A 22,525-nucleotide genomic window follows, 5' to 3' on the forward strand; every position below is an offset into this window, starting at 1 on the left:
GGTAACAGGGGTTCGACTCCCCTACGGGATACCACGGGTCGTTAGCTCAGTTGGTAGAGCAGTTGACTTTTAATCAATTGGTCGCAGGTTCGAATCCTGCACGACCCACCACTTTTCTCTTATGCGGCGTTAAGTTGCTCGTTGTGTATTTTTGTACACGGCCTTACAACTTGCCTTGCCTAAGAAAAAAGTAACCACATAATGTGGGCGATTAGCTCAGTTGGGAGAGCACCTGCCTTACAAGCAGGGGGTCACTGGTTCGAGCCCGGTATCGCCCACCATTCTCTAAATGTTTTTGGATAGAAATTCCAAACCACTTCAGTAATTCGTATGTGGTTGGTTTTTTTGACGCCGAAAGTCTTTAGAAAATGACCTTCTTCGGAAGAATCATGCTCTTTAACAATTTGGAAAGCTGACAAAACAACAATTTATTGTTGTTTGTAAAGTTCTCAAAGTATTCATATACATGAATACACAAAAACACATTCAAGTGTTCTTGGGTTTTGTCTTACTGTTTCAGTAAAACAAAACATATTTGAGTCCGGCAAAATCGAGTCTGCATCATGTTTAAATAATTGCAGACAACTTTGGTTGCTTAGTTTGTTTTCACTTTTCAAACTGAAAGTAAATGAGCCAATAAGACCCTTTGGGGTTGTATGGTTAAGTGACTAAGCGTACACGGTGGATGCCTTGGCAGTCAGAGGCGATGAAGGACGTATTAACTTGCGATAAGCCCAGATTAGGTAGTAAAAACCACTTGAGTCTGGGATTTCCGAATGGGGAAACCCACCTGCATAAGCAGGTATCGTTATGTGAATACATAGCATAACGAGGCGAACCGGGGGAACTGAAACATCTAAGTACCCCGAGGAAAAGAAATCAACCGAGATTCCGAAAGTAGCGGCGAGCGAAATTGGACTAGCCCTTAAGCTTTATATGCGTTAGACGAACGGTCTGGAAAGTCCGGCAATAAAGGGTGATAGCCCCGTAGTTGACAACGCACATTCAGTGAAATCGAGTAGGGCGGGACACGTGATATCCTGTCTGAATATGGGGGGACCATCCTCCAAGGCTAAATACTACTGACTGACCGATAGTGAACCAGTACCGTGAGGGAAAGGCGAAAAGAACCCCTGTGAGGGGAGTGAAATAGAACCTGAAACCGTGTACGTACAAGCAGTAGGAGCACCTTCGTGGTGTGACTGCGTACCTTTTGTATAATGGGTCAGCGACTTATATTCAGTGGCAAGGTTAACCATCTAGGGGAGCCGTAGGGAAACCGAGTCTTAACTGGGCGCTCAGTCTCTGGATATAGACCCGAAACCAGGTGATCTAGCCATGGGCAGGTTGAAGGTTGAGTAACATCAACTGGAGGACCGAACCGACTAATGTTGAAAAATTAGCGGATGACTTGTGGCTAGGGGTGAAAGGCCAATCAAACCTGGAGATAGCTGGTTCTCCCCGAAAGCTATTTAGGTAGCGCCTCGGACGAATACTACTGGGGGTAGAGCACTGTTAAGGCTAGGGGGTCATCCCGACTTACCAACCCTTTGCAAACTCCGAATACCAGTAAGTACTATCCGGGAGACACACGGCGGGTGCTAACGTCCGTCGTGGAGAGGGAAACAACCCAGACCGCCAGCTAAGGTCCCAAATTATTACTAAGTGGGAAACGATGTGGGAAGGCTTAGACAGCTAGGATGTTGGCTTAGAAGCAGCCATCATTTAAAGAAAGCGTAATAGCTCACTAGTCGAGTCGGCCTGCGCGGAAGATGTAACGGGGCTAAGTAATAAACCGAAGCTGCGGCAATACCTTTTAGGTATTGGGTAGGGGAGCGTTCTGTAAGCCGTTGAAGGTGTGTTGTAAAGCATGCTGGAGGTATCAGAAGTGCGAATGCTGACATGAGTAACGATAATGGGGGTGAAAAACCTCCACGCCGGAAGACCAAGGGTTCCTGTCCAACGTTAATCGGGGCAGGGTAAGTCGACCCCTAAGGCGAGGCCGAAAGGCGTAGTCGATGGGAAACGGGTTAATATTCCCGTACTTCAACTTATTGCGATGGGGGGACGGAGAAGGCTAGGTGGGCCTGGCGACGGTTGTCCAGGTTCAAGTGCGTAGGCTTGAGAGTTAGGTAAATCCGGCTCTCTTTAAGGCTGAGACACGATGTCGAGCGCCCAAGGGCGTGAAGTCATTGATGCCATGCTTCCAGGAAAAGCCTCTAAGCTTCAGATAAGTTGGAATCGTACCCCAAACCGACACAGGTGGTCGGGTAGAGAATACCAAGGCGCTTGAGAGAACTCGGGTGAAGGAACTAGGCAAAATGGTACCGTAACTTCGGGAGAAGGTACGCTCTTGACGGTGAAGTCCCTCGCGGATGGAGCTATTGAGAGTCGCAGATACCAGGTGGCTGCAACTGTTTATTAAAAACACAGCACTGTGCAAAATCGTAAGATGACGTATACGGTGTGACGCCTGCCCGGTGCCGGAAGGTTAATTGATGGGGTTAGACTTCGGTCGAAGCTCTTGATCGAAGCCCCGGTAAACGGCGGCCGTAACTATAACGGTCCTAAGGTAGCGAAATTCCTTGTCGGGTAAGTTCCGACCTGCACGAATGGCGTAATGATGGCCACGCTGTCTCCACCCGAGACTCAGTGAAATTGAAATCGCTGTGAAGATGCAGTGTACCCGCGGCTAGACGGAAAGACCCCGTGAACCTTTACTACAGCTTGGCACTGAACATTGAGCCTACATGTGTAGGATAGGTGGGAGGCTTTGAAGCAGGTACGCCAGTATCTGTGGAGCCGACCTTGAAATACCACCCTTGTATGTTTGATGTTCTAACTTAGCCCCGTTATCCGGGGTGAGGACAGTGCCTGGTGGGTAGTTTGACTGGGGCGGTCTCCTCCCAAAGAGTAACGGAGGAGCACGAAGGTGGGCTAATCACGGTTGGACATCGTGAGGTTAGTGCAATGGCATAAGCCCGCTTGACTGCGAGAATGACAATTCGAGCAGGTGCGAAAGCAGGTCATAGTGATCCGGTGGTTCTGAATGGAAGGGCCATCGCTCAACGGATAAAAGGTACTCCGGGGATAACAGGCTGATACCGCCCAAGAGTTCATATCGACGGCGGTGTTTGGCACCTCGATGTCGGCTCATCACATCCTGGGGCTGAAGTCGGTCCCAAGGGTATGGCTGTTCGCCATTTAAAGTGGTACGCGAGCTGGGTTTAGAACGTCGTGAGACAGTTCGGTCCCTATCTGCCGTGGGCGTTGGAAGATTGAAGGGGGCTGCTCCTAGTACGAGAGGACCGGAGTGGACGAACCTCTGGTGTTCGGGTTGTGTCGCCAGACGCATTGCCCGGTAGCTAAGTTCGGAATCGATAACCGCTGAAAGCATCTAAGCGGGAAGCGAGCCCTGAGATGAGTCTTCCCTGATACTTTAAGTATCCTTAAGGGTTGTTCGAGACTAGAACGTTGATAGGCAGGGTGTGTAAGCGCTGTGAGGCGTTGAGCTAACCTGTACTAATTGCCCGTGAGGCTTAACCATACAACACCCAAAGGGTTTTGATGGACTCAATAAAAGAACATTGAATGTGTAAGAACGTAAACAGCTTTCCGAATTATTAAGTTCTAGGAACTAGGGGCTAGGCACTAGGCACTAACTTCTAAGAACTTTAACAAAATTTGCTTGGCGACCATAGCGATTTGGACCCACCTGATTCCATGCCGAACTCAGAAGTGAAACGAATTAGCGCCGATGGTAGTGTGGGGTTTCCCCATGTGAGAGTAGGACATCGCCAGGCTTCAAATTATGGACACTTGCTTAGGCGAGTGATACCACTGCGGAGTGGTAGTTCAGTTGGTTAGAATACCGGCCTGTCACGCCGGGGGTCGCGGGTTCGAGTCCCGTCCACTCCGCCACTTATTAGAAAGCCTAGTCGAAAGACTGGGCTTTTTTACGTTTAACGCTCCCGAAAGTGCTGTGCACTTTTTCGCAGGCCGGAATGCCAGACCACGGAATGCTGGACCATCTACTCTCCCCTGCTCAGCCAGCAACTCGTATCCAGCTGTACTACTACAGGTAGAAAAGTAGGCTTCTTCGCATCAAAGCAATACAAATTGCCATCAACTCAGCGTTTTCAGCAGAGTCGAAGTCTCTAGTTTCTATGGGTCAGCTCCCGCTTTCTGAATGTCACCTTTGTACAGACAGTATAGATGTGAGAAGCCCTGCTATAGGCAGGCTTCTCAACAAATGGTTGCGGTCACTGGGCAACAACCACTTGGTTTCGTCCACCATTTTTGGCTTCATAGAGGGCAATATCGGCATTGGAGAGTAGGTCATCCACCGAGTCACTGCGTTTGAGTTCTGCGACGCCAAAGCTCATGGTGCAATCAAGATGAACACTACTGACGATAGGGTTCAGCGACACCTTTTGCCTCAATAGTTCTGCTTGTTGAATCGCTTCTTCCGCTGTGTGCTTGGGTAACAGTAGCATAAACTCATCACCGCCAAAACGTATTGCCAAAACCGAGTCTGGTAGAGAGTGCTGCATAAGCTTGGCGACTTTCTCAATGGTTTTGTCTCCCACCAGATGCCCTAGCTCATCGTTAATCTGTTTGAAGTTATCGATATCGGTCATTATCACGCTAAGGGGCAGATGTTCCTCTTTCGATTGACAAACTAGAGAAGGCAGTAACGAGTCCATCGCTCGTCGGTTATAGAGTCCTGTCAATGGATCCTTTTGTGACAACTGATGGATGGAGTCGAGCAATCTCGCATTGATGAGCCATAACATGCTCAGGCTAATGGCAACCATTAATATGATGCAGAATAGGTAGGTCAGGGCATGAATCAGTCCAGAACTCATATAACTGCTAATTGTAGGCCCCAGCGCGGTATAGACGAGGCGAAAAGCCATAAAACTGCCATAGCTGACAAATGGAATCACCATCATGAGAAGAGGAAACTTGGCATCGTCCTTCTCGCCCTTAAGCAGTGCCCAAGCCGCGAAAAAACAGGAGGCGCTGAGGTAGGCGCTTAAGATAAGAATACGGGCATTGATGGATGGCGTTACATAGGTAAAGAAAACAAACAGTAGACCTGCTAGCAGCAATGCCCCCTCTAGCCATCGCACTCCTTTACTGTGATAGGCGCGAATCGCGCAGATGCCTTTTACGGTAAAAAGAAAACCCAGCATGATGAGGGTATTGGCGAGCACTATGGTCAGCCACTCTGGCGCGGTTCCTCGAAAACCTAAAAACATCGGCCCTAAGCCAATCATAAAGATGCCAGCGGCCAGTCGGTTTAGTCCAAGAACTTGTTTCTGCGAGGTTTGATAAAAGAACAAGCCTGAAGAATAAATAAAGGAGAAGACGATAACCGTGAAGTTAAGTGTGCGAATGTCTAAAGAGAGGATTTCCATAATGTAGCCAAAGATGGGGGCGCCTATCGAAGAGTCATAGTAGACATTTTGCTTGGCGATAGCTGCAATCGGATGTCATTTATCCGATACAGGTAGAAAAATGCCAGCGTATTTCGCTGGCACTTATGCACTATGCTGCATCGATTAGGCTTGCTGTTCTGCCCGTTTGGCTTTCTCTATCATTGGGGTAATGGTAGAGCCTTGCACTAAGATGGAAAATACCACTACAGAGTAAGTCATAACCAGGATGATCTCTTTAACGTCAATCAGCTTATCTTGAATGACCCAAATGCCAGAGGGAATGGAGAGTGCCATGGCCAGCGCTAATCCACCTCTTAGGCCGCCCCAGGTAAGGATTTTGATGGACCAAGGGTTGTAGGTGCGATAGCGCTTAAACCCTACGTAAGAGAAAAACACGCTCAGATAACGCGAAAGCAAGACCAAAGGAACGGCGACCGCCATCATGATCCAGTCTTCTTGATGGAATTCAAACAGCAACATCGACATACCGATCAAAAGGAACAAGACCCCGTTAAGGAATTCATCGATCAGCTCCCAGAAATGGTCGAGGTGATCTTCACTCTCTTTTGAAAAGCCGATAAAGCGCGTCCAGTTACCGATCATGATTCCTGATACCACCATTGCTAACGGGCCCGACACATGCAAAATCTCGGCAAAGGCATAACCTGCAGTGGGAATGCCGATGGTCAGCAGCAGCTCCATAGAGTGATCGTCGGTCGCGCTGATCAGGTAGTGGAACAAGAGCCCTAAGGCAAAGCCATACACAATGCCACCTATCGCTTCTTGTGCGAACAGCAAGGCGACGCTGCCTAGTGTTGGCGTGTCGTGACCAAAAGCGATAGTGTAAAGAGTGACGAAAATGACCAAGCCAAAGCCGTCATTAAAAAGGGACTCTCCCTCAATTTGGGTCGAGATACGTTTGGGGGCATCGAGCTTTTTGACAATCGCTAACACGGCAATCGGGTCCGTCGGAGAGATCAGTGCCCCGAAGAGTAAGCAGTACACCAGATCAAACGGAATGTGCAGCCATTGGCAAAAAGCATAAAGACCAAATCCGATGAAGAACGTCGAAAACAGCGTGGCGCCCAAGGCTAAGACAGTGATCTCCCATTTTTGATCTTTAAGGTTGGGCAGTTTGATACCCAATCCGCCAGCGAAGAGGAGAAAGCCGAGAATCCCCTTCAACAAAAAATCTTCGAAGTTGATGCTGGCGACCGTCTTTGACGCAATGTCTGTCAGTTGGAACCAATCATTTTGGCCTGCAACCAAAATGAGTAACGACAGCACCATAGAGCCCGCTGTGATGGCGATGGTGGTCTGCATTTTACCTATCTTGCTGTTTACAAAGGCAATCAGCATTGCCGCAGCCGATAAAAAGCAGAGTGTGTAGTAGACTGACATGAGCGTTCCAGTATGTAACAAATTATGAACAAGAATTTTGTTACTGACTTGTTCAAATAGCAAATGATTTTTACCCGTGGTGTGAGACGTATTTTTACCGTTTAGACGTCTAGACTCCTTTTTGATCTGTGATAGGATGGGGAAATAACGAAAGGAATGAGGCAGTACTGTGGGAAGTAATGTAAGGCAGCAAATCGAAGCGCAATTGCAACAACGAATACTTTTGATCGATGGTGGTATGGGCACCATGATCCAAGGTTACAAGCTCGAAGAGCAAGATTATCGTGGTACGCGTTTCGCCGATTGGCATTGTGATTTAAAAGGGAACAACGATCTGTTGGTGTTGACTCAGCCTACATTGATCAAAGAGATCCACAGCGCCTATTTAGAAGCCGGTGCGGATATTCTCGAAACCAATACCTTTAATGCCACCACGATTGCGATGGCCGACTACGACATGCAGAGTTTAAGCGAAGAGATTAACTTCGCAGCGGCCCAACTTGCACGTGAGGCGGCCGATGAATGGACGGCAAAAACGCCGGACAAACCTCGCTATGTCGCGGGCGTATTGGGCCCAACCAACCGAACCTGTTCCATCTCTCCTGATGTGAACGACCCAGGTTATCGCAACGTCAGCTTTGATCAGTTGGTCGAGGCGTACTCTGAGTCGACTCGCGCCCTAATCAAAGGCGGCAGCGATCTGATTCTTATCGAAACCATCTTTGACACCCTCAACGCCAAAGCGTGTGCGTTTGCCGTTGATAGCGTATTTGAAGAGCTCGGCATTACCCTGCCTGTGATGATTTCAGGGACGATTACCGATGCCTCTGGACGTACGCTCTCTGGCCAGACTACCGAAGCTTTTTACAACTCACTGCGTCACGTTAGACCGTTATCGTTTGGCTTGAACTGTGCACTTGGCCCTGATGAACTGCGTCCATACGTCGATGAACTCTCGCGTATTGCGGAGTCTTTTGTCTCGGCGCACCCAAACGCCGGTTTGCCGAATGCGTTTGGTGAGTATGACTTGTCGCCACAAGAGATGGCGCAACATGTTGAGGAGTGGGCGAAAAGCGGCTTTCTTAACTTAATTGGTGGCTGTTGTGGTACCACACCAGAGCATATTCGTGAAATGGCTCGTGTGGTCGATGGTGTAACACCGCGCGCGCTGCCAGAGCTCCCCGTCGCGTGCCGTTTGTCAGGGTTAGAGCCGCTCACTATTGAGAAAGAGACGCTATTTATTAACGTCGGCGAGCGAACTAACGTCACGGGCTCGGCACGATTCAAGCGCCTTATTAAAGAAGAGCAGTATGATGAAGCGCTGGAAGTGGCACGTCAGCAAGTGGAAAACGGTGCACAAATCATCGATATCAATATGGACGAAGGCATGCTTGATGCGCAGGCCTGCATGGTGCGCTTCCTTAACTTGTGCGCCTCTGAGCCTGAAATCTCCCGTGTGCCGATTATGGTCGACTCGTCGAAGTGGGAGGTGATTGAAGCGGGTCTGAAATGCATCCAAGGCAAAGGCATCGTTAACTCGATCTCGCTCAAAGAAGGCAAAGAGAAATTCATTGAGCAGGCCAAGCTGATCCGACGCTACGGCGCCGCTGTGATTGTGATGGCATTTGATGAAGTGGGTCAGGCGGAGACGCGTGAGCGTAAACTTCAGATCTGTACTAACGCGTATCGTATTTTGGTTGACGAAGTGGGCTTCCCACCGGAAGACATCATTTTTGACCCGAACATCTTCGCGGTGGCCACCGGTATTGAAGAGCACAACAACTACGCCGTCGATTTCATTGAAGCCGTAGCAGACATCAAACGCGATCTGCCGTATGCGATGATTTCAGGTGGCGTATCCAACGTGTCGTTCTCGTTTCGCGGTAATAACTATGTACGCGAAGCAATTCATGCGGTGTTCCTCTACCATTGTTTCAAGAACGGCATGGACATGGGCATCGTCAACGCCGGTCAGTTAGAAATTTATGACAACGTTCCAGACAAGCTGCGTGAAGCGGTAGAGGATGTGGTGCTTAACCGCCGCTCTGATGCCACCGAGCGCTTATTGGATATTGCCGGCGAATACGCCGAAAAAGGGGTCGGCAAAGAAGAGGATGCCTCAGCACTGAAATGGCGCACATGGCCTGTTGAAAAGCGTTTGGAACATGCGCTAGTGAAAGGCATCACCGAGTTTATTGTTGACGATACAGAAGAGGCGCGAATCAATGCGAGCAAGCCTCTTGAGGTCATCGAAGGGCCACTGATGGATGGCATGAACGTGGTTGGAGACCTGTTTGGTGAAGGGAAAATGTTCCTTCCTCAAGTGGTGAAATCCGCGCGTGTGATGAAGCAAGCCGTGGCTCACCTAGAGCCGTACATTAATGCAGAGAAACAAGCCGGCTCGACCAACGGTAAGATTCTGCTGGCGACGGTAAAAGGCGATGTTCACGACATAGGTAAAAACATCGTTGGTGTGGTGCTGCAGTGTAATAACTACGAAATTATCGACTTAGGTGTGATGGTGCCGTGCGAGCAAATCCTAAAAGTCGCAAAAGAAGAGAAGGTAGACATCATTGGTTTGTCTGGCCTGATCACCCCATCGTTGGACGAAATGGTGCATGTCGCCAAAGAAATGGAGCGCCTCAACTTCGATTTGCCACTCTTGATTGGTGGCGCGACCACATCGAAAGCGCATACCGCAGTGAAAATTGAGCAAAATTACTCACAACCTGTGGTGTATGTGAATAATGCCTCACGAGCGGTCGGGGTCTGTTCCTCACTGTTGTCTGAGACGTTAAAGCCAGCGTTTGTTGAAAAGCTGCAAGCGGACTACGACGTGGTGCGCGATCAACATAACCGTAAGAAACCCCGCACTAAGCCGGTAAGCTTAGAGCAGGCGCAAAGCAATAAAGTGGCAATTGATTGGCAAAGCTACACGCCGCCGGTCCCTTTGAAACCCGGTGTGCATGTGTTTGATGATTTTGATATTGCAACGCTGCGCCAATACATCGATTGGACGCCATTCTTTATGACGTGGTCCTTGGTCGGTAAATACCCAGCAATCTTTGACCATGAAGAGGTCGGTGAAGAGGCGAAACGCTTGTTCGAAGATGCCAACGCTCTGTTGGATCGCGTTGAAAAAGAGGGCTTGATGCAAGCCCGGGGCATGTGTGCTTTGTTCCCAGCGGCCAGCGTTGGCGATGACATTGAAGTGTACACCGATGAGTCGCGTACCGAGGTGGCTAAAGTGTTGCACAACTTACGTCAACAGACGGAAAAACCTAAAGGTTACAACTACTGTTTGTCGGATTACATCGCACCGAAATCATCCGGTAAAGCGGATTGGATTGGCGCGTTTGCGGTGACAGGTGGCATCAATGAGCGTGAGTTGGCCGATGAATACAAAGCGCAAGGGGATGATTACAATGCCATTATGATTCAGGCGGTGGCAGACCGTTTGGCCGAAGCGTTCGCCGAGTACTTGCATGAGCGGGTGCGCAAAGAGATCTGGGGCTACGCGGCCGATGAGAACTTATCCAACGAGGAGTTGATTCGCGAGAAATACCAAGGCATTCGTCCTGCACCGGGCTATCCTGCGTGTCCTGAGCACACAGAGAAGGGCGCAATTTGGGAACTCATGGACGTTGAAAACACCATAGGCATGACGCTGACGTCGAGCTATGCGATGTTCCCTGGCGCTTCTGTCTCGGGTTGGTACTTCTCTCACCCTGACTCGCGCTACTTTGCCGTTGCTCAAATCCAGCAAGATCAGGTGGAGAGCTATGCACAGCGCAAAGGTTGGGACATGTTGGAAGCGGAGAAGTGGCTTGGTCCCAACATCAATGGGTAACCTGCTCTCTTAGCACTTGCGCTGAGTGTCACAAACAAAAAGCGCGGCCCTTGGGTCGCGCTTTGTCTTTTTGAAATATCTGTTGAATATCTGTTGGCGGCTGAGTTAAACAAACAGCGTCGCTAAGCCTAAAAAGACCGACAGACCTATGACGTCGGTGACAGTAGTGAGCGCCATGCCGCCTGCCAATGCAGGGTCGATGTTCATTTTTTTCAGCAGCACTGGAATCATTACGCCAGCCACACCGGCAACAAACAGGTTGGTGAGCATGGCGGCAGAGATGATGCCTCCAAGCATCCAGTCGCCTTTCCAAGCAATCACGATCCCGCCGATGATCAATGCCCACAAAATGCCGTTAAGCAGACCGATGGCGGCTTCTTTCATTAATAGTTCACGTTTGTTGGCGTCACCGATATGGCCCAATGCCAAGCCACGGATGACGAGCGCGACCGTCTGATTGCCTGCTACGCCGCCCATCGAAGGCACTATGGTCATCAAGACGGCAATAGCGGCCATCTGCTCGAGTGTGGCTTCAAACATGTTCGATACCGAGGCCGCTGCAAGCGCCGCTAACACATTGGCCCCAAGCCAAATGCTGCGTTTTCGGGCTGATTTGACCACGGGCGCAAAGGTATCTTCGTCGTCGTCCATACCGGCCATACTCATCATGGAGTGCTCGGCATCTTCTCGGATGACATCGACCACATCATCGATGGTAATACGCCCAACCAGATGTTTGTTCTCATCGATAACCGGCGCTGAGACCCAATTACGGCGTTCAAACAAGCTGGCGACGTCGGAGTCGCTCATGGTCACTTCGATGGCTTCATCCGCATCTTCCATTACTTCGGCGACTTTGATGTCGGGCTGAGTCGTAATCAGCGTGGTAATGGGCAGTTCACCAATAAGGTGGTTCTCTTCATCAATGACATACAAGGCATCCGTCGCTTCTGGAAGCTCGCCTTTCATGCGCAGATAACGCAGCACGACATCCACATCGACATCACCACGAATGGTGATGACATCGGTATTCATTAGACCACCGGCTGAGTCCTCTGGGTAAGAGAGCGCGGTTTCAATGCGTAGACGCTCTGTCGAATCCATTTGGGACAGAACTTCTCTAGAGAGATCATCCGGTAGGCTTCGCAGTACGTAAGCGACATCATCGGTGTCCATCCCTTCGGTGGCTTCGGCGAGCTTTTCTGGTGCCATTTTGGACACCAAGTCGTCTTTGACGTCTTCGTTGAGCTCGTCGAGGATTTCACCGTAATCTTCTGGATCGGTGAGTTGCCAAAGGACTTCACGGCTTTTACGAGGTGAGGCTTCGAGGAGATGGGCGATATCTTCGGGTTCCATGTCCTGCAATTGGCGACGGACATGGACGAAGCGGCCGTTTTCGAGCGCTTCAGATACTTCTTGCAGGGCTTGGTGAGCTTGATCGAATTCAATTTGCTCGGCCATGGATTCCCCCTGACTCTAATGGTTCACAATGGTTTGAATAGTAACTTAAATCTTACGTTAAGTAACCTCATGATACGACTTTGCCGAGGAGAAAAGTGCACCCACGTGATGAATGGAAGGCGAGTGGCATTCTAAGGGGGGAATTAAAAGGTAGCGTGTGCGAGTGAGGACCGAGTCGGTGTTATTCCTCTTCGTCGAACTTGTCTTCGATCAGCGAGCAGACCGCTTCTAAGGCGGGTGAGGCATCGCTGCCTTCTGCGCTGATCGTCACGTGTTCACCTTGAGCGGACTCAAGCATCAGTAGACCCATCACACTGTCTGCGGTGGCTTCTTTGCCTTCAGGGTTTTGGATGGTGAGCACGGCATCGAAGGATTGAGCAAGCTCGACCAATTTGACGGCAGCACGAGCATGAAGGCCAAGTCGATTTTGAATGAGGACGGTTCTGCTCTCTTGCTGCATACGGCTATTCCTTGTGATGTTTCTCTAGAGAGGTATGACGAATTTGGACCTGATGGCCCAGCTGGGCAAAGTACTCGCCAATCTGCTGAGTGAGGTAGACCGAGCGATGTTTCCCGCCGGTGCAACCTATGGCTACGGTGAGGTAGCTGCGATTATTTTTTTCAAGCAGCGGCAACCACTGCTCAATAAATCCTTGGATTTGTCGTTTTAACTCCAGCACCTCTTGATGCTGCTCTAAAAACGATTTGATTGGCGTATCGAGGCCAGTCAACGGCCGGAGCGACGGATCCCAATGTGGGTTAGGTAAAAAGCGCACATCGAACACGTAGTCGGCATCAGAAGGTAGGCCATATTTAAAACCAAACGACTGAAACACCATCACCAAATCTTTGCGTTCGCGGCCTTCCACGCGCATGCGCACGGTTTCGCTCAGCTCATGCAATGATTGGCTGCTGCTGTCGATGATCAAGTCGGCTTGCTCTTTGAGCGGGGCGAGGAGGCATTTCTCTTTTTCGATCGCTTGCTCAAGGGAGGTGTTGTGCTGGGTTAACGTCAGCGGGTGAATGCGGCGCGTTTCACTGTAGCGTTTGAGTAACGTTTCTTTGTTGGCATCGAGAAACAACACGCTGGCATCCGATGATTGCTTAAGTTTGGTCAGGATGTCTTCCAGTAGTGTTGGCTCTGAGGGCAGGTTGCGGATATCAATGCTGACTGCAACGCTCTGTTTGCTGGTCTGCACTCTCTGGATAAACACATCCAAAAGATCCACCGGTAGATTGTCGACGCAATAGTATCCGAGGTCTTCTAAGACACGCAGTGCCACGCTTTTCCCGGCCCCCGATTGACCGCTGACCACAATTAAGCGCATTACTGATTTACCATGATGTCGTAGAGTTCTTGATCAGACTGAGCTTTGCGCAGCTGTTTGAGGACCTGTTTGTCGTTGAGGCGTTCTGCCATACTCGAGAGGGTTTTCAAATGCTCTTTGCACTGCTCGTCAGGGACCAGAAGCGCAAACATCAGATCGACAGGGCGATTGTCGATGGAATCAAATTCGACCGGCGATTCGCATTGCAGTAGAACGGCAATCGCTTTGTCGCTCGATTGCATACGAGCATGGGGAATGGCAATTCCATTTCCTATGCCAGTACTGCCCATTTTTTCGCGGCTGAGCATACATTCGAATAATTCAGTGGAACTTTGGCCTGTTTTATCAGCCACAATTTCACTGATCATTTCTAGGGCTCGTTTTTTGCTGGTGCACTGAACTGCACTTTTCGTGCAGTCCAGTGTAAGGATTTCGCGTAGTTGCATGGTTATGGACTTAGTGGGTATTTAGCTTTTCTTTGTGCTTGTTCAATTGACGCACGAGTTTATCGACCAACGAATCGATCGCCGCGTACATGTTTTCTTCGTCTGAAGAGGCGTGAATGTCGCCTTGGTTTACGTGAAGGGTAGCTTCAGCGATCTGACGGACTTTTTCAACTCGAAGTACCACATGGACGTTGTTGATGTGATCGAAGAACCGCTCTAGCTTTTGAAACTTTTCGTTTACGTAGTCTTGCATTGCATCGGTGAGCTCGACGTGATGACCGGTAATATTAATTTGCATAGACTTTCCTTCTCGGTTGTTGGCCTTATAGCAGGCGTTTACGCTGACTCGACGGGGCGATCCCTAGAGATTCACGGTACTTAGCTATTGTCCGCCTTGCGACCTGAATTCCTTGGTCAGCGAGTAGTGCTGCAATCTTACTGTCACTAAGAGGTTTGGCGCTGTTTTCGGCAGCGACCAGCTTCTTAATGAGTGCTCGGATTGCAGTGGATGAGCACTCTCCGCCATTGTCGGTACTGACATGGCTAGAGAAGAAATATTTCAACTCAAAAATGCCACGAGGGGTGTGCATATACTTTTGTGTCGTAACCCGTGAGATGGTGGACTCGTGCATATCAACCGCTAATGCGACGTCGTTCAATACCATCGGCTTCATGGCTTCTTCGCCATACTCAAAGAAATCGTGTTGATGTTCAACAATACATTTTGCAACTTTGAGTAGCGTCTCATTTCTACTTTCTAAGCTTTTGATCAGCCATTTCGCCTCTTGCAAATTGGTGCGAATGTACTGGCTATCGGCACTGTTGCCTTTACCGAGCGCCGCGTACTGTTGGTTGACTTTCAAACGTGGCACAGAGTCGGGATTGATGGTCACCACCCATTTGCCATGATCTTTGTACACCGACACATCAGGGATAACGTACTCGGCGTGATCTTCAGCGATCCGGCTACCAGGGCGAGGATCTAACTGTTGAATCAGTGCTAAGGTCTCTTTGAGCTCGGCTTCTTTGAGCTTAGTCTCTTTAATGATCAGTTTGTAGTCGCGGTTACCTAATTGATCAATATGATCGGTCAGCACCTTTTTCGCTTCCGCAAGCCAAGGGGTCTCTTCAGGGAAGGTCGCCAGTTGCAGCAGCAAGCAATCTTGCAAGTTCACAGAGCCGACGCCGAGTGGGTCAAATTGCTGGATGCGTTTACGCACCGCTTCAATCTCTTCGATTTCGATCTCTTCATTGTCGAAGCTGTCGAGAATATCTTGCGGTGAAACGGTGAGGTAGCCGTAGTCATCAATGGCATCAATGAGCGCGAGTGCTATGGTGCGGTCAGTGTCGCTAAACGGGGTCAGATCCAGTTGCCACACCAAGTAATCTTGGAGAGATTGGGTGGTTTCACCCTGATAAACCGGCATGTCATCATCAACGGCTAACCCTGTGCTGCCGGTGTTGGCGCTGTAGACATCATCCCATGTAGTATCGATTTCAAGCTCATTACTGATTTCCGATTTTTCAATCATTTCGGAGCTGTCTTGGGTCTCGATCTCGGAAAATTCAGGTTCTGCAGAATCCGAGTCTGACGCCTCGTTGCGGCTCTCTTTTTCCTCAGTACGGTTTTTTTCTTCAACGTTTACCTCGTCATTGGCCTCTTCCACTTCGAGTAGTGGGTTGGAGTCTAATGCTTCCTGAATTTCTTGTTGAAGATCCAAGGTCGACAACTGCAATAAGCGAATCGCTTGTTGCAATTGTGGCGTCATGGCTAACTGCTGTCCTAGCTTGAGTTGTAATGAGGGTTTCATTCAGTAATGCTTGCCTTAATGCTGGAGAACTTTCTTGTTCGTCCTATTATTATCTCTGTTACTTACTGTAATCATAGACGGAATTGTTCACCAAGATAAACTTGTTTCACCTGCTCGTTGTTCAACACTTCGCTCGGTGTGCCCTCTGCAATCAGATGGCCTTGGCTAACGATGTATGCCTTTTCACACACATCCAGTGTTTCTCGAACGTTGTGGTCAGTGATCAAGACACCGAGACCTCTATCCCTGAGGTGTTCAATGATTTTCTTGATGTCGATAACGGAAATGGGGTCGACCCCAGCAAAGGGTTCATCCAACAAAATGAACTGTGGATTGGCCGCTAATGCTCGCGCGATTTCAACTCGGCGACGTTCTCCCCCTGATAATGCCATACCCGCACTGTGTCGAATGTGCTGAATGTGGAATTCTTCAAGTAAATCTTCCAAGCGGTCTTGGCGCTGCTCACGGGTCAACTCTTCACGTGTCTCAAGTACCGCCATGATGTTGTCCTCGACCGACAACTTACGAAAAATCGACGCTTCTTGAGGCAGGTAACCAATGCCCATGCGAGAGCGGCTGTGCATCGGCAAAATACTGATATCGTTGTCATCAATGCTGATAGAGCCTTCGTCACGAGCCACTAACCCTACGATCATGTAGAAGGAGGTGGTTTTACCCGCGCCGTTCGGGCCGAGCAACCCGACGATTTGGCCCGATTCGACTTGCAGGCTGACGTCGGTCACGACGGTTCGATTGCCGTAGGTTTTCGCTAAGTTTTGCGCTTTTAATATCGCCATAATTTTTTGTGTCGCTATGGTTTCGTATCGCTGTAGTTACGTATCGATATAGTTACGTATCGAAATAGCTACGTTTCGCTTTAGTGATGCTTTCGCGAGTGATCGCGACGTTTTAGCTCGTTACTCTTGTACCGTTTGTGGCTGAAGAACCGTCGACACGCGGTCGCCTTTCTCTTTGCCGTCTGCAATCAACTTCTGTGAAGAGATTTTATAGCGAATTTTGCTGCCGCGAATCACGCTGTCGTCTTGAGATAGCATCGCTTGGTCAATCATCGTCAGTTGATCATCGCTCATCTTGTAGTAGAGCTCTTTCGCTTCACCGTAAAGGGTTTTACCATCGTCGGTCAACTGGGAAAACGTCGCTAAATCCCCATACCCTTCAATCTCTTGAATGGAACCATCGGCAGGATCTCGAGTCACTACCACTTTATCGGCGTTGATATTGATGCTGCCTTGCTTGAGCTTCACATCGCCGAGGAAGGTGACTTGGTTACTCTGCATATCGAGCTGTTGACTGTCAGAGTCAATGTATACGGGCTGATCTCGGTCGGTTGAGAGGGCCATGGCGTTGCTTGTCAGTAACAAGCAGGAAATCAGACTAAGGTGTGAGAGTTTCATATCTACCTTGTACGTGTTTGTAGAGGGTTGCGTTGTTATCTGCAAAGTTGCCTTTCATGGCTTGCCCTACTGTTTCAAACTGTGGGCCGACTAAAGTGACTTGGTTGTCAGCCCAAAAATCTCGGTTGTCCAATTGAATACTCATGGTGTCAGTGGACAGAGTGTCAAAGCCAGAGTCTGGCAATAAGTTGGTGGTCAGAACGTCTTCATACAGAGTCAATACATGATCTTTGGTGAGGACACCACGTTTTGCGGTGACTTCCCACTCTTGCACTGTGCCGTCTCGATAGACTTTTAGCACAGGGCTTTGAAAAACGGTATCGCCGCTTTGCGCGAAGTGATCCAAATGAGCAGACGTGATCACATAGCTGCGAATCCCTTGTTCATTGTATGAGGTATTTTCTAAGCCTTGACCACTGAACATGGGCAGTTCTGTGTCCGGATCAACTTGAATATCATAACTTTGCTGCTTGTTGATCAGAGTGTAAGCACTGATGGCGACAACAAGTAGCAAGAGTAGATAGCCAATACGGGTTAGTGTCATATACTCAAACCTTTGTGAGTATCCAGTTCATCGCGTGCTTGAAGGATCAGGTCGCACACCTCACGCACGGCGCCATGTCCGCCACGAATAGCTGTGACATAATTGGCGCGCTGAGCTAGCAATGGGTGACCATCCGCCACGCACACTTTGAGCGCGACTTTATCCATAACTGGCCAATCAATCAAATCATCACCAATGTAACCGGTATGCTCAGGTGCAATGTTGAGCTTGTCGCAAATGTCTTGGTATGCCTTAAGTTTGTCATCTTGGCCTTGATAGATTAGCGTAATTCCCAGTGCTTTCATGCGATTTTCGACAATCGCAGAGCGGCGCCCGGTAATAATGGCAATCTCAATGCCTGCATTCATCAAGGACTTGACGCCATAGCCATCGCGAGTGTGAAAGGTTTTGAGTTCTTCGCCCTGATTACCCATGTAAATCAGGCCGTCAGAAAACACCCCATCGACATCGCAAATAAGCAGTTTAATCTGTTTGGCAATCGCAAACAGATTCGGTTCCACGGGTTGGTAAAGAGTGTCAATCATCGCAGACATTACATCACTCCCGCTTTCAATAAATCGTGCATATTCAGTGCGCCCACGACGCGTTGGTCTTGACATAAAATCAGGCCATTGATGCTTTTGTTTTGCATCAAAGCCAGACCTTCTGCGGCCAGAATGTCCGGGCTGGCCGTCGTCGGGTGTGTGGTCATGACATCACCGATTAATGCGGTGTGGATATCAATACGTTTATCGAGAATACGACGTAAATCACCATCGGTGAAAATGCCCACCAGTTTTTGCGCTTCATCGACCACAGCCGTCATGCCCAATCCTTTCTCGCTGATGACCAAGAGAGCATCGCGAATCACTGTGGTTGGCGTCACCAAAGGCAGTTGATCGCCGGTGTGCATGATGTCTGACAGTTTCAGCAGTAGCTTGCGACCCAAAGCGCCGCCTGGGTGGGAGAGCGCAAAATCTTCGGCGGTAAAGCCGCGTGCTTGGAGCATGGCAACCGCCAGTGCATCGCCCATCACCAGCGTTGCCGTGGTGCTCGAAGTAGGCGCTAAACCGAGTGGGCAAGCTTCTTTTGGCACCGTGATTTGCAAATGCAAATCAGACAGCTTAGCCATGTTGGATTCTGGCTTGCCGGTCATGCTGATGATTTTGATGTTTAGGCGCTTAAGCACTGGGAAAAGGCCTAGGATTTCTGAAGATTCGCCGGAATTTGAAATAGCCAGCACGATATCATTTGGGTCAATCATGCCGAGATCGCCATGCGCGGCTTCGCCTGGGTGGACGAAAAACGCCGATGTGCCTGTGCTCGCCAGCGTGGCGGCAATTTTATTGCCAATATGGCCAGATTTGCCAATCCCCATTACGACCACTTTGCCATCACGGTTGTTCAAAATGAGATCGCACGCCTTGGCAAAATCGTCATTGAAGTATTGGTCGAGCTGCTTGAGTGCATCAATTTCAGTGTTCAGCACCTCGAGCGCGGCGCTGCGGTAGTCGTACATACAAAACTCCAAAAGGTTAAGCGGCCATGTTCATCACGAGATAAGTCTGGTAGGCGATAAAGCAGAAAAACAGCACGCCACCTTCTAATCGATTGATGCTGCGTGATTTACCCAGCGCCATCGCGACCAATAAGAGTGATACGCCGAGCATGACCCAAAAATCACGTCCCATTGCATACTCGCTGAGCATGGATGGGTTAAGAATGCCAGGGATGCCCATGACCGCAAGAATATTGAATACGTTTGAGCCGATGATGTTACCGACCGCCATGTCATCTTCCCCTTTCATGACGCCAGCCAGTGAGGCGGCGAGCTCAGGAAGACTGGTGCCGACAGCAATGATGGTCAGGCCGATGACCAGATCGCTCATGCCAAAGTATTGGGCGATGACCACCGCGTTATCGACCAAAGTGTCGGCCGCGATGGGCAGCAAAATTAAACCGACCACAACCCAGATGCCCGCTTTGAGGTTACTCACCCCTTCAGGCACTTCAGACTCTTGCTCTTCCAGTAGTGCGTCGCCTTTTTGTTTTTCGCTGCGGCTTATTTGCAACATCGCCACAATAAAGGCAGCAAACAGCACAAACAGTAGCGCGCCTTCATAAAAGCCTAAATGGTTATCCCAGAGCAGGACACCCGCTAGGACGGTAACGCCCACCATCAGTGGTAACTCACGTCGAATAACGGCTGAACTGATGGAGAGAGGTTTAATGAGCGCTGTGATGCCGAGAATCAGTGCGATGTTGGCGATATTCGAGCCTAGTACGTTGCCCACCGCGGTATCGGTTTTACCTTCAAGGGCGGCGGTTGCCGAGACCATCATTTCCGGTGCTGAGGAGCCCATCGCCAAGATTGTCATACCGATAACCAACGGAGAAATACCGAAGTTTCGAGCCAGCGCGGCGGAGCCAAACACCAGTTTGTCCGCACTCCAAACAAGCAACACTAACCCGACGATGAGAAACGCAATCGCTTCAAGCATGATAATCCCTAAACAGTAGACAACGTGAGAATTTAACCGTCAATTTTGACGCTTTGCCGTTTAAAAGGGAAGCGGTAAAAGGAGAATTTTCATGTTCATTTTGTTGTGAAATTCGTAATTTAATTATTTTTGTCGTTAAATTAATAAAGAAAGAGTCACTCACAATTCACGCTATGTGGCTTTAAATTCGTCATTAATCTGCTTATGATTGCGCATCAATAGGGATATCAACGGGTTCGTTATGCCAGAAGAAGATTTGGTTACTATCCAGAAGCTTACCTTCTCTCGAGGGACGCGCAAGATCTTCGACAATGTCGATCTCAGCGTGCCGAAAGGCAAGGTCACAGCCATCATGGGCCCATCAGGGATTGGTAAAACGACCTTACTCAGGTTGATCGGCGGTCAACTCTACCCAGACAGCGGTGAGGTGTGGTTTGACGGTCACAATATTCCTACCCTCAGTCGCAACAAGCTCTATCGAGAGCGTAAAAAAATGAGCATGCTGTTTCAATCGGGCGCACTGTTCACCGACTTAACCGTGTTTGACAACGTGGCATTTCCGCTGCGTGAACATACCGAACTCGACGAAGCCATGATTCGCACTTTGGTGCTGCTTAAGCTGGAAGCTGTTGGCCTGCGCGGGGCAGCCGAGTTAATGCCAAGCGAGCTCTCCGGTGGGATGGCACGCCGCGCTGCGCTGGCTCGCGCTATTGCGCTAGACCCAGAGCTCATCATGTTTGATGAGCCTTTCGTTGGCCAAGATCCAATCACCATGGGCGTGCTGGTGGAGCTGATTCGCAGTCTTAACCACGCACTTGGGATCACCGCTATTGTGGTCTCACACGATGTCCCTGAGGTGATGAGCATTGCTGATAAGGTGTACTTAATGGCCAATGGGCAAGTGATTGCGTCAGGGTCGCCACAGCAACTGCGTGATAATCCGGATCCACAAGTGCAGCAGTTTCTGCTTGGCCAGGCCGATGGCCCTGTGCCGTTTCGTTATCCCTCTCAACCCATCGCAAAGGAGCTGTTCTCCTAATGTCGGATTTGGTCAATGTCATCGCTCATATCGGGCAACGCAGCTTAGCTATCGCGAGTGCCTTTGGTCGCTCGAGTTTGATGTTGGCGGGCGCGATCATCGCTCGCCCTCAGCCCGTCAAACACTTGCCGTTATTGGTTAAGCAGCTTTATAGCGTCGGTGTGCAATCGCTGATCATTATTGTCTTGTCGGGGCTATTTATCGGCATGGTACTGAGTTTGCAGGGCTACGTTATCTTGGTGGATTTTGGCGCGGAGGGCGCACTCGGCCAGATGGTGGCGTTGTCGCTACTGCGAGAGCTTGGCCCTGTGGTGACGGCGCTGCTGTTTGCCGGGCGAGCGGGCTCAGCATTGACCGCAGAGATCGGTTTGATGAAAGCCACCGAGCAATTATCGAGCATGGAAATGATGGCGGTCGATCCGCTGAAACGAGTGATTGCGCCACGCTTTTGGGCCGGGGTGATTTCTATGCCGCTGCTGACGATGATATTTATGGCGGTCGGCATCTGGGGCGGGCAACTGGTCGGCGTTGATTGGAAAGGGATTGATCACGGCAGCTTTTGGTCGGCGATGCAGGCGTCGGTTGAGTTAGGTCAAGACATAGGTAACAGCTTCATCAAAAGTTTTGTATTCGCTATCACAGTGACCTGGATAGCGCTGTTTAATGGCTATGATGCCGTGCCGACTTCGGCCGGGATCAGCCAAGCGACGACACGCACCGTCGTGCACTCTTCACTCGCGGTACTGGGGCTAGACTTCGTACTCACCGCATTGATGTTTGGGAATTAATCATGCAACAAACACGAAAGACAGAATTATGGGTCGGCAGCTTTGTCCTTGCCGGAATTTGCGCAATCTTAGTGATGATTTTTCAAGTCGCTGACGTTAAAGGACTCGGTTCTGGTGACACTTACACGCTCAAAGCCGAGTTTGACAACATCGGCAGCTTGAAGGTGCGTTCGCCGGTGAAAGTGGGCGGGGTAGTGATTGGACGCGTGGCGAAAATTGAGCTTAACCCTGAGTCACTGCTGCCGGTGGTCACCTTGTCGATTAGCCGCCAGTTTGATCAGTTTCCGGAGACATCGAGCCTTAAAATTCTCACCTCAGGTTTGATTGGCGAACAGTATATTGGTTTGACGCCTGGATTTGTCTTTGATGATGAGCAGATGCTGGTGGACGGCGATTATATTGAAGACACCAAGTCAGCCTTGGTATTGGAAGATTTGATTGGCCAAGTGCTATATAGCTTTGGCAGTGACTCTGACAAACAGGCAGAGTAAGGAGAA

The 22,525-nt window shown here is 49.7% G+C and carries 18 protein-coding genes, 3 tRNA genes and 2 rRNA genes; 9 read left to right on the forward strand and 14 right to left on the reverse strand.

The window, feature by feature from the left end:
• The first annotated feature begins 35 nt into the window (after positions 1-35).
• The 5 genes from AC6R0S_RS01175 to AC6R0S_RS01195 all read left to right on the forward strand — a co-directional run bounded on the left by AC6R0S_RS01175 (position 36) and on the right by AC6R0S_RS01195 (position 3,921).
• Positions 36-111: transfer RNA gene (locus tag AC6R0S_RS01175), tRNA-Lys, on the forward strand.
• Positions 112-205: 94 nt separating this feature from the next.
• Positions 206-281 (forward strand) — tRNA-Val (locus AC6R0S_RS01180).
• 377 nt (positions 282-658) lie between these two features.
• A 23S ribosomal RNA gene (locus AC6R0S_RS01185) occupies positions 659-3,547 on the forward strand.
• Between the two features lie 140 nt (positions 3,548-3,687).
• Positions 3,688-3,803: ribosomal RNA gene (gene rrf / locus AC6R0S_RS01190) — 5S ribosomal RNA — on the forward strand.
• Positions 3,804-3,844: 41 nt separating this feature from the next.
• Positions 3,845-3,921 (forward strand) — tRNA-Asp (locus AC6R0S_RS01195).
• A gap of 341 nt (positions 3,922-4,262) precedes the next feature.
• Here AC6R0S_RS01195 and AC6R0S_RS01200 read toward each other — a convergent pair.
• Together AC6R0S_RS01200 and AC6R0S_RS01205 are read right to left on the reverse strand one after the other, a co-directional pair.
• A complete protein-coding gene (locus tag AC6R0S_RS01200; protein ID WP_500637055.1) occupies positions 4,263-5,423 on the reverse strand; it encodes a GGDEF domain-containing protein in 1,161 nt (386 codons plus the stop codon).
• 144 nt (positions 5,424-5,567) lie between these two features.
• On the reverse strand, positions 5,568-6,845 hold the full coding sequence (locus AC6R0S_RS01205; protein ID WP_500631414.1) for a cation:proton antiporter: 1,278 nt from the start codon (positions 6,843-6,845) through the stop codon (positions 5,568-5,570).
• 169 nt (positions 6,846-7,014) lie between these two features.
• Between AC6R0S_RS01205 and metH the strand changes: the two genes are divergently transcribed.
• Positions 7,015-10,695 (forward strand): methionine synthase, encoded by a 3,681-nt coding sequence (gene metH / locus AC6R0S_RS01210; protein ID WP_500637056.1) that lies wholly within the window; start codon positions 7,015-7,017, stop codon positions 10,693-10,695.
• Positions 10,696-10,800: 105 nt separating this feature from the next.
• On the opposite strand, the gene mgtE is transcribed toward metH, so the two are convergent.
• The 12 genes from mgtE to AC6R0S_RS01270 form a co-directional block, all read right to left on the reverse strand.
• On the reverse strand, positions 10,801-12,156 hold the full coding sequence (gene mgtE, locus AC6R0S_RS01215) for a magnesium transporter (protein WP_334553454.1): 1,356 nt from the start codon (positions 12,154-12,156) through the stop codon (positions 10,801-10,803).
• Positions 12,157-12,337: 181 nt separating this feature from the next.
• Positions 12,338-12,616 (reverse strand): HPr family phosphocarrier protein, encoded by a 279-nt coding sequence (locus AC6R0S_RS01220; RefSeq protein ID WP_334553456.1) that lies wholly within the window; start codon positions 12,614-12,616, stop codon positions 12,338-12,340.
• Positions 12,617-12,620: 4 nt separating this feature from the next.
• Complete coding sequence (gene rapZ, locus AC6R0S_RS01225; protein ID WP_500627839.1) at positions 12,621-13,484, reverse strand: RNase adapter RapZ; 864 nt, start codon at positions 13,482-13,484, stop codon at positions 12,621-12,623.
• Complete coding sequence (gene ptsN, locus AC6R0S_RS01230) at positions 13,484-13,930, reverse strand: PTS IIA-like nitrogen regulatory protein PtsN (protein ID WP_334553460.1); 447 nt, start codon at positions 13,928-13,930, stop codon at positions 13,484-13,486. The genes rapZ and ptsN overlap by 1 nt, the downstream gene beginning before the upstream one ends.
• 10 nt (positions 13,931-13,940) lie before the next feature.
• Positions 13,941-14,228, reverse strand: coding sequence for a ribosome hibernation promoting factor (hpf, locus tag AC6R0S_RS01235; protein WP_334553461.1), 288 nt, complete (start codon positions 14,226-14,228; stop codon positions 13,941-13,943).
• A gap of 25 nt (positions 14,229-14,253) precedes the next feature.
• Positions 14,254-15,741: an RNA polymerase factor sigma-54 gene (locus tag AC6R0S_RS01240; protein WP_500637057.1), complete on the reverse strand. Its 1,488-nt coding sequence runs from the start codon at positions 15,739-15,741 to the stop codon at positions 14,254-14,256.
• Between the two features lie 71 nt (positions 15,742-15,812).
• Positions 15,813-16,538 (reverse strand): LPS export ABC transporter ATP-binding protein, encoded by a 726-nt coding sequence (gene lptB, locus AC6R0S_RS01245; RefSeq protein WP_500631417.1) that lies wholly within the window; start codon positions 16,536-16,538, stop codon positions 15,813-15,815.
• Between the two features lie 120 nt (positions 16,539-16,658).
• Positions 16,659-17,156, reverse strand: coding sequence for a lipopolysaccharide transport periplasmic protein LptA (gene lptA, locus AC6R0S_RS01250; RefSeq protein ID WP_500627772.1), 498 nt, complete (start codon positions 17,154-17,156; stop codon positions 16,659-16,661).
• The gene (lptC, locus tag AC6R0S_RS01255) at positions 17,137-17,700 is read right to left on the reverse strand and encodes an LPS export ABC transporter periplasmic protein LptC (protein WP_500633838.1); all 564 of its coding nucleotides are present in this window, start codon (positions 17,698-17,700) and stop codon (positions 17,137-17,139) included. The genes lptA and lptC overlap by 20 nt, the downstream gene beginning before the upstream one ends.
• The gene (kdsC, locus tag AC6R0S_RS01260; RefSeq protein WP_500627770.1) at positions 17,697-18,254 is read right to left on the reverse strand and encodes a 3-deoxy-manno-octulosonate-8-phosphatase KdsC; all 558 of its coding nucleotides are present in this window, start codon (positions 18,252-18,254) and stop codon (positions 17,697-17,699) included. The genes lptC and kdsC overlap by 4 nt, the downstream gene beginning before the upstream one ends.
• Positions 18,254-19,219, reverse strand: a complete 966-nt coding sequence (locus AC6R0S_RS01265; RefSeq protein ID WP_500633837.1) for a KpsF/GutQ family sugar-phosphate isomerase — start codon at positions 19,217-19,219, stop codon at positions 18,254-18,256. Before AC6R0S_RS01265 ends, kdsC begins: the two co-directional genes overlap by 1 nt.
• Before the next feature lie 16 nt (positions 19,220-19,235).
• Positions 19,236-20,201 (reverse strand): calcium/sodium antiporter, encoded by a 966-nt coding sequence (locus AC6R0S_RS01270; RefSeq protein WP_334553471.1) that lies wholly within the window; start codon positions 20,199-20,201, stop codon positions 19,236-19,238.
• Between the two features lie 241 nt (positions 20,202-20,442).
• Between AC6R0S_RS01270 and mlaF the strand changes: the two genes are divergently transcribed.
• The 3 genes from mlaF to mlaD are packed head-to-tail and all read left to right on the forward strand — an operon-like array spanning position 20,443 to position 22,519.
• A complete protein-coding gene (gene mlaF / locus AC6R0S_RS01275; protein WP_334553473.1) occupies positions 20,443-21,240 on the forward strand; it encodes a phospholipid ABC transporter ATP-binding protein MlaF in 798 nt (265 codons plus the stop codon).
• The gene (gene mlaE / locus AC6R0S_RS01280; RefSeq protein WP_334553475.1) at positions 21,240-22,028 is read left to right on the forward strand and encodes a lipid asymmetry maintenance ABC transporter permease subunit MlaE; all 789 of its coding nucleotides are present in this window, start codon (positions 21,240-21,242) and stop codon (positions 22,026-22,028) included. Before mlaF ends, mlaE begins: the two co-directional genes overlap by 1 nt.
• A gap of 2 nt (positions 22,029-22,030) precedes the next feature.
• Complete coding sequence (gene mlaD, locus AC6R0S_RS01285; protein WP_334553477.1) at positions 22,031-22,519, forward strand: outer membrane lipid asymmetry maintenance protein MlaD; 489 nt, start codon at positions 22,031-22,033, stop codon at positions 22,517-22,519.
• The last annotated feature ends 6 nt before the right edge of the window (positions 22,520-22,525 follow it).

Source organism: Vibrio sp. R15-SG3-ISO1B, from assembly GCF_059833835.1.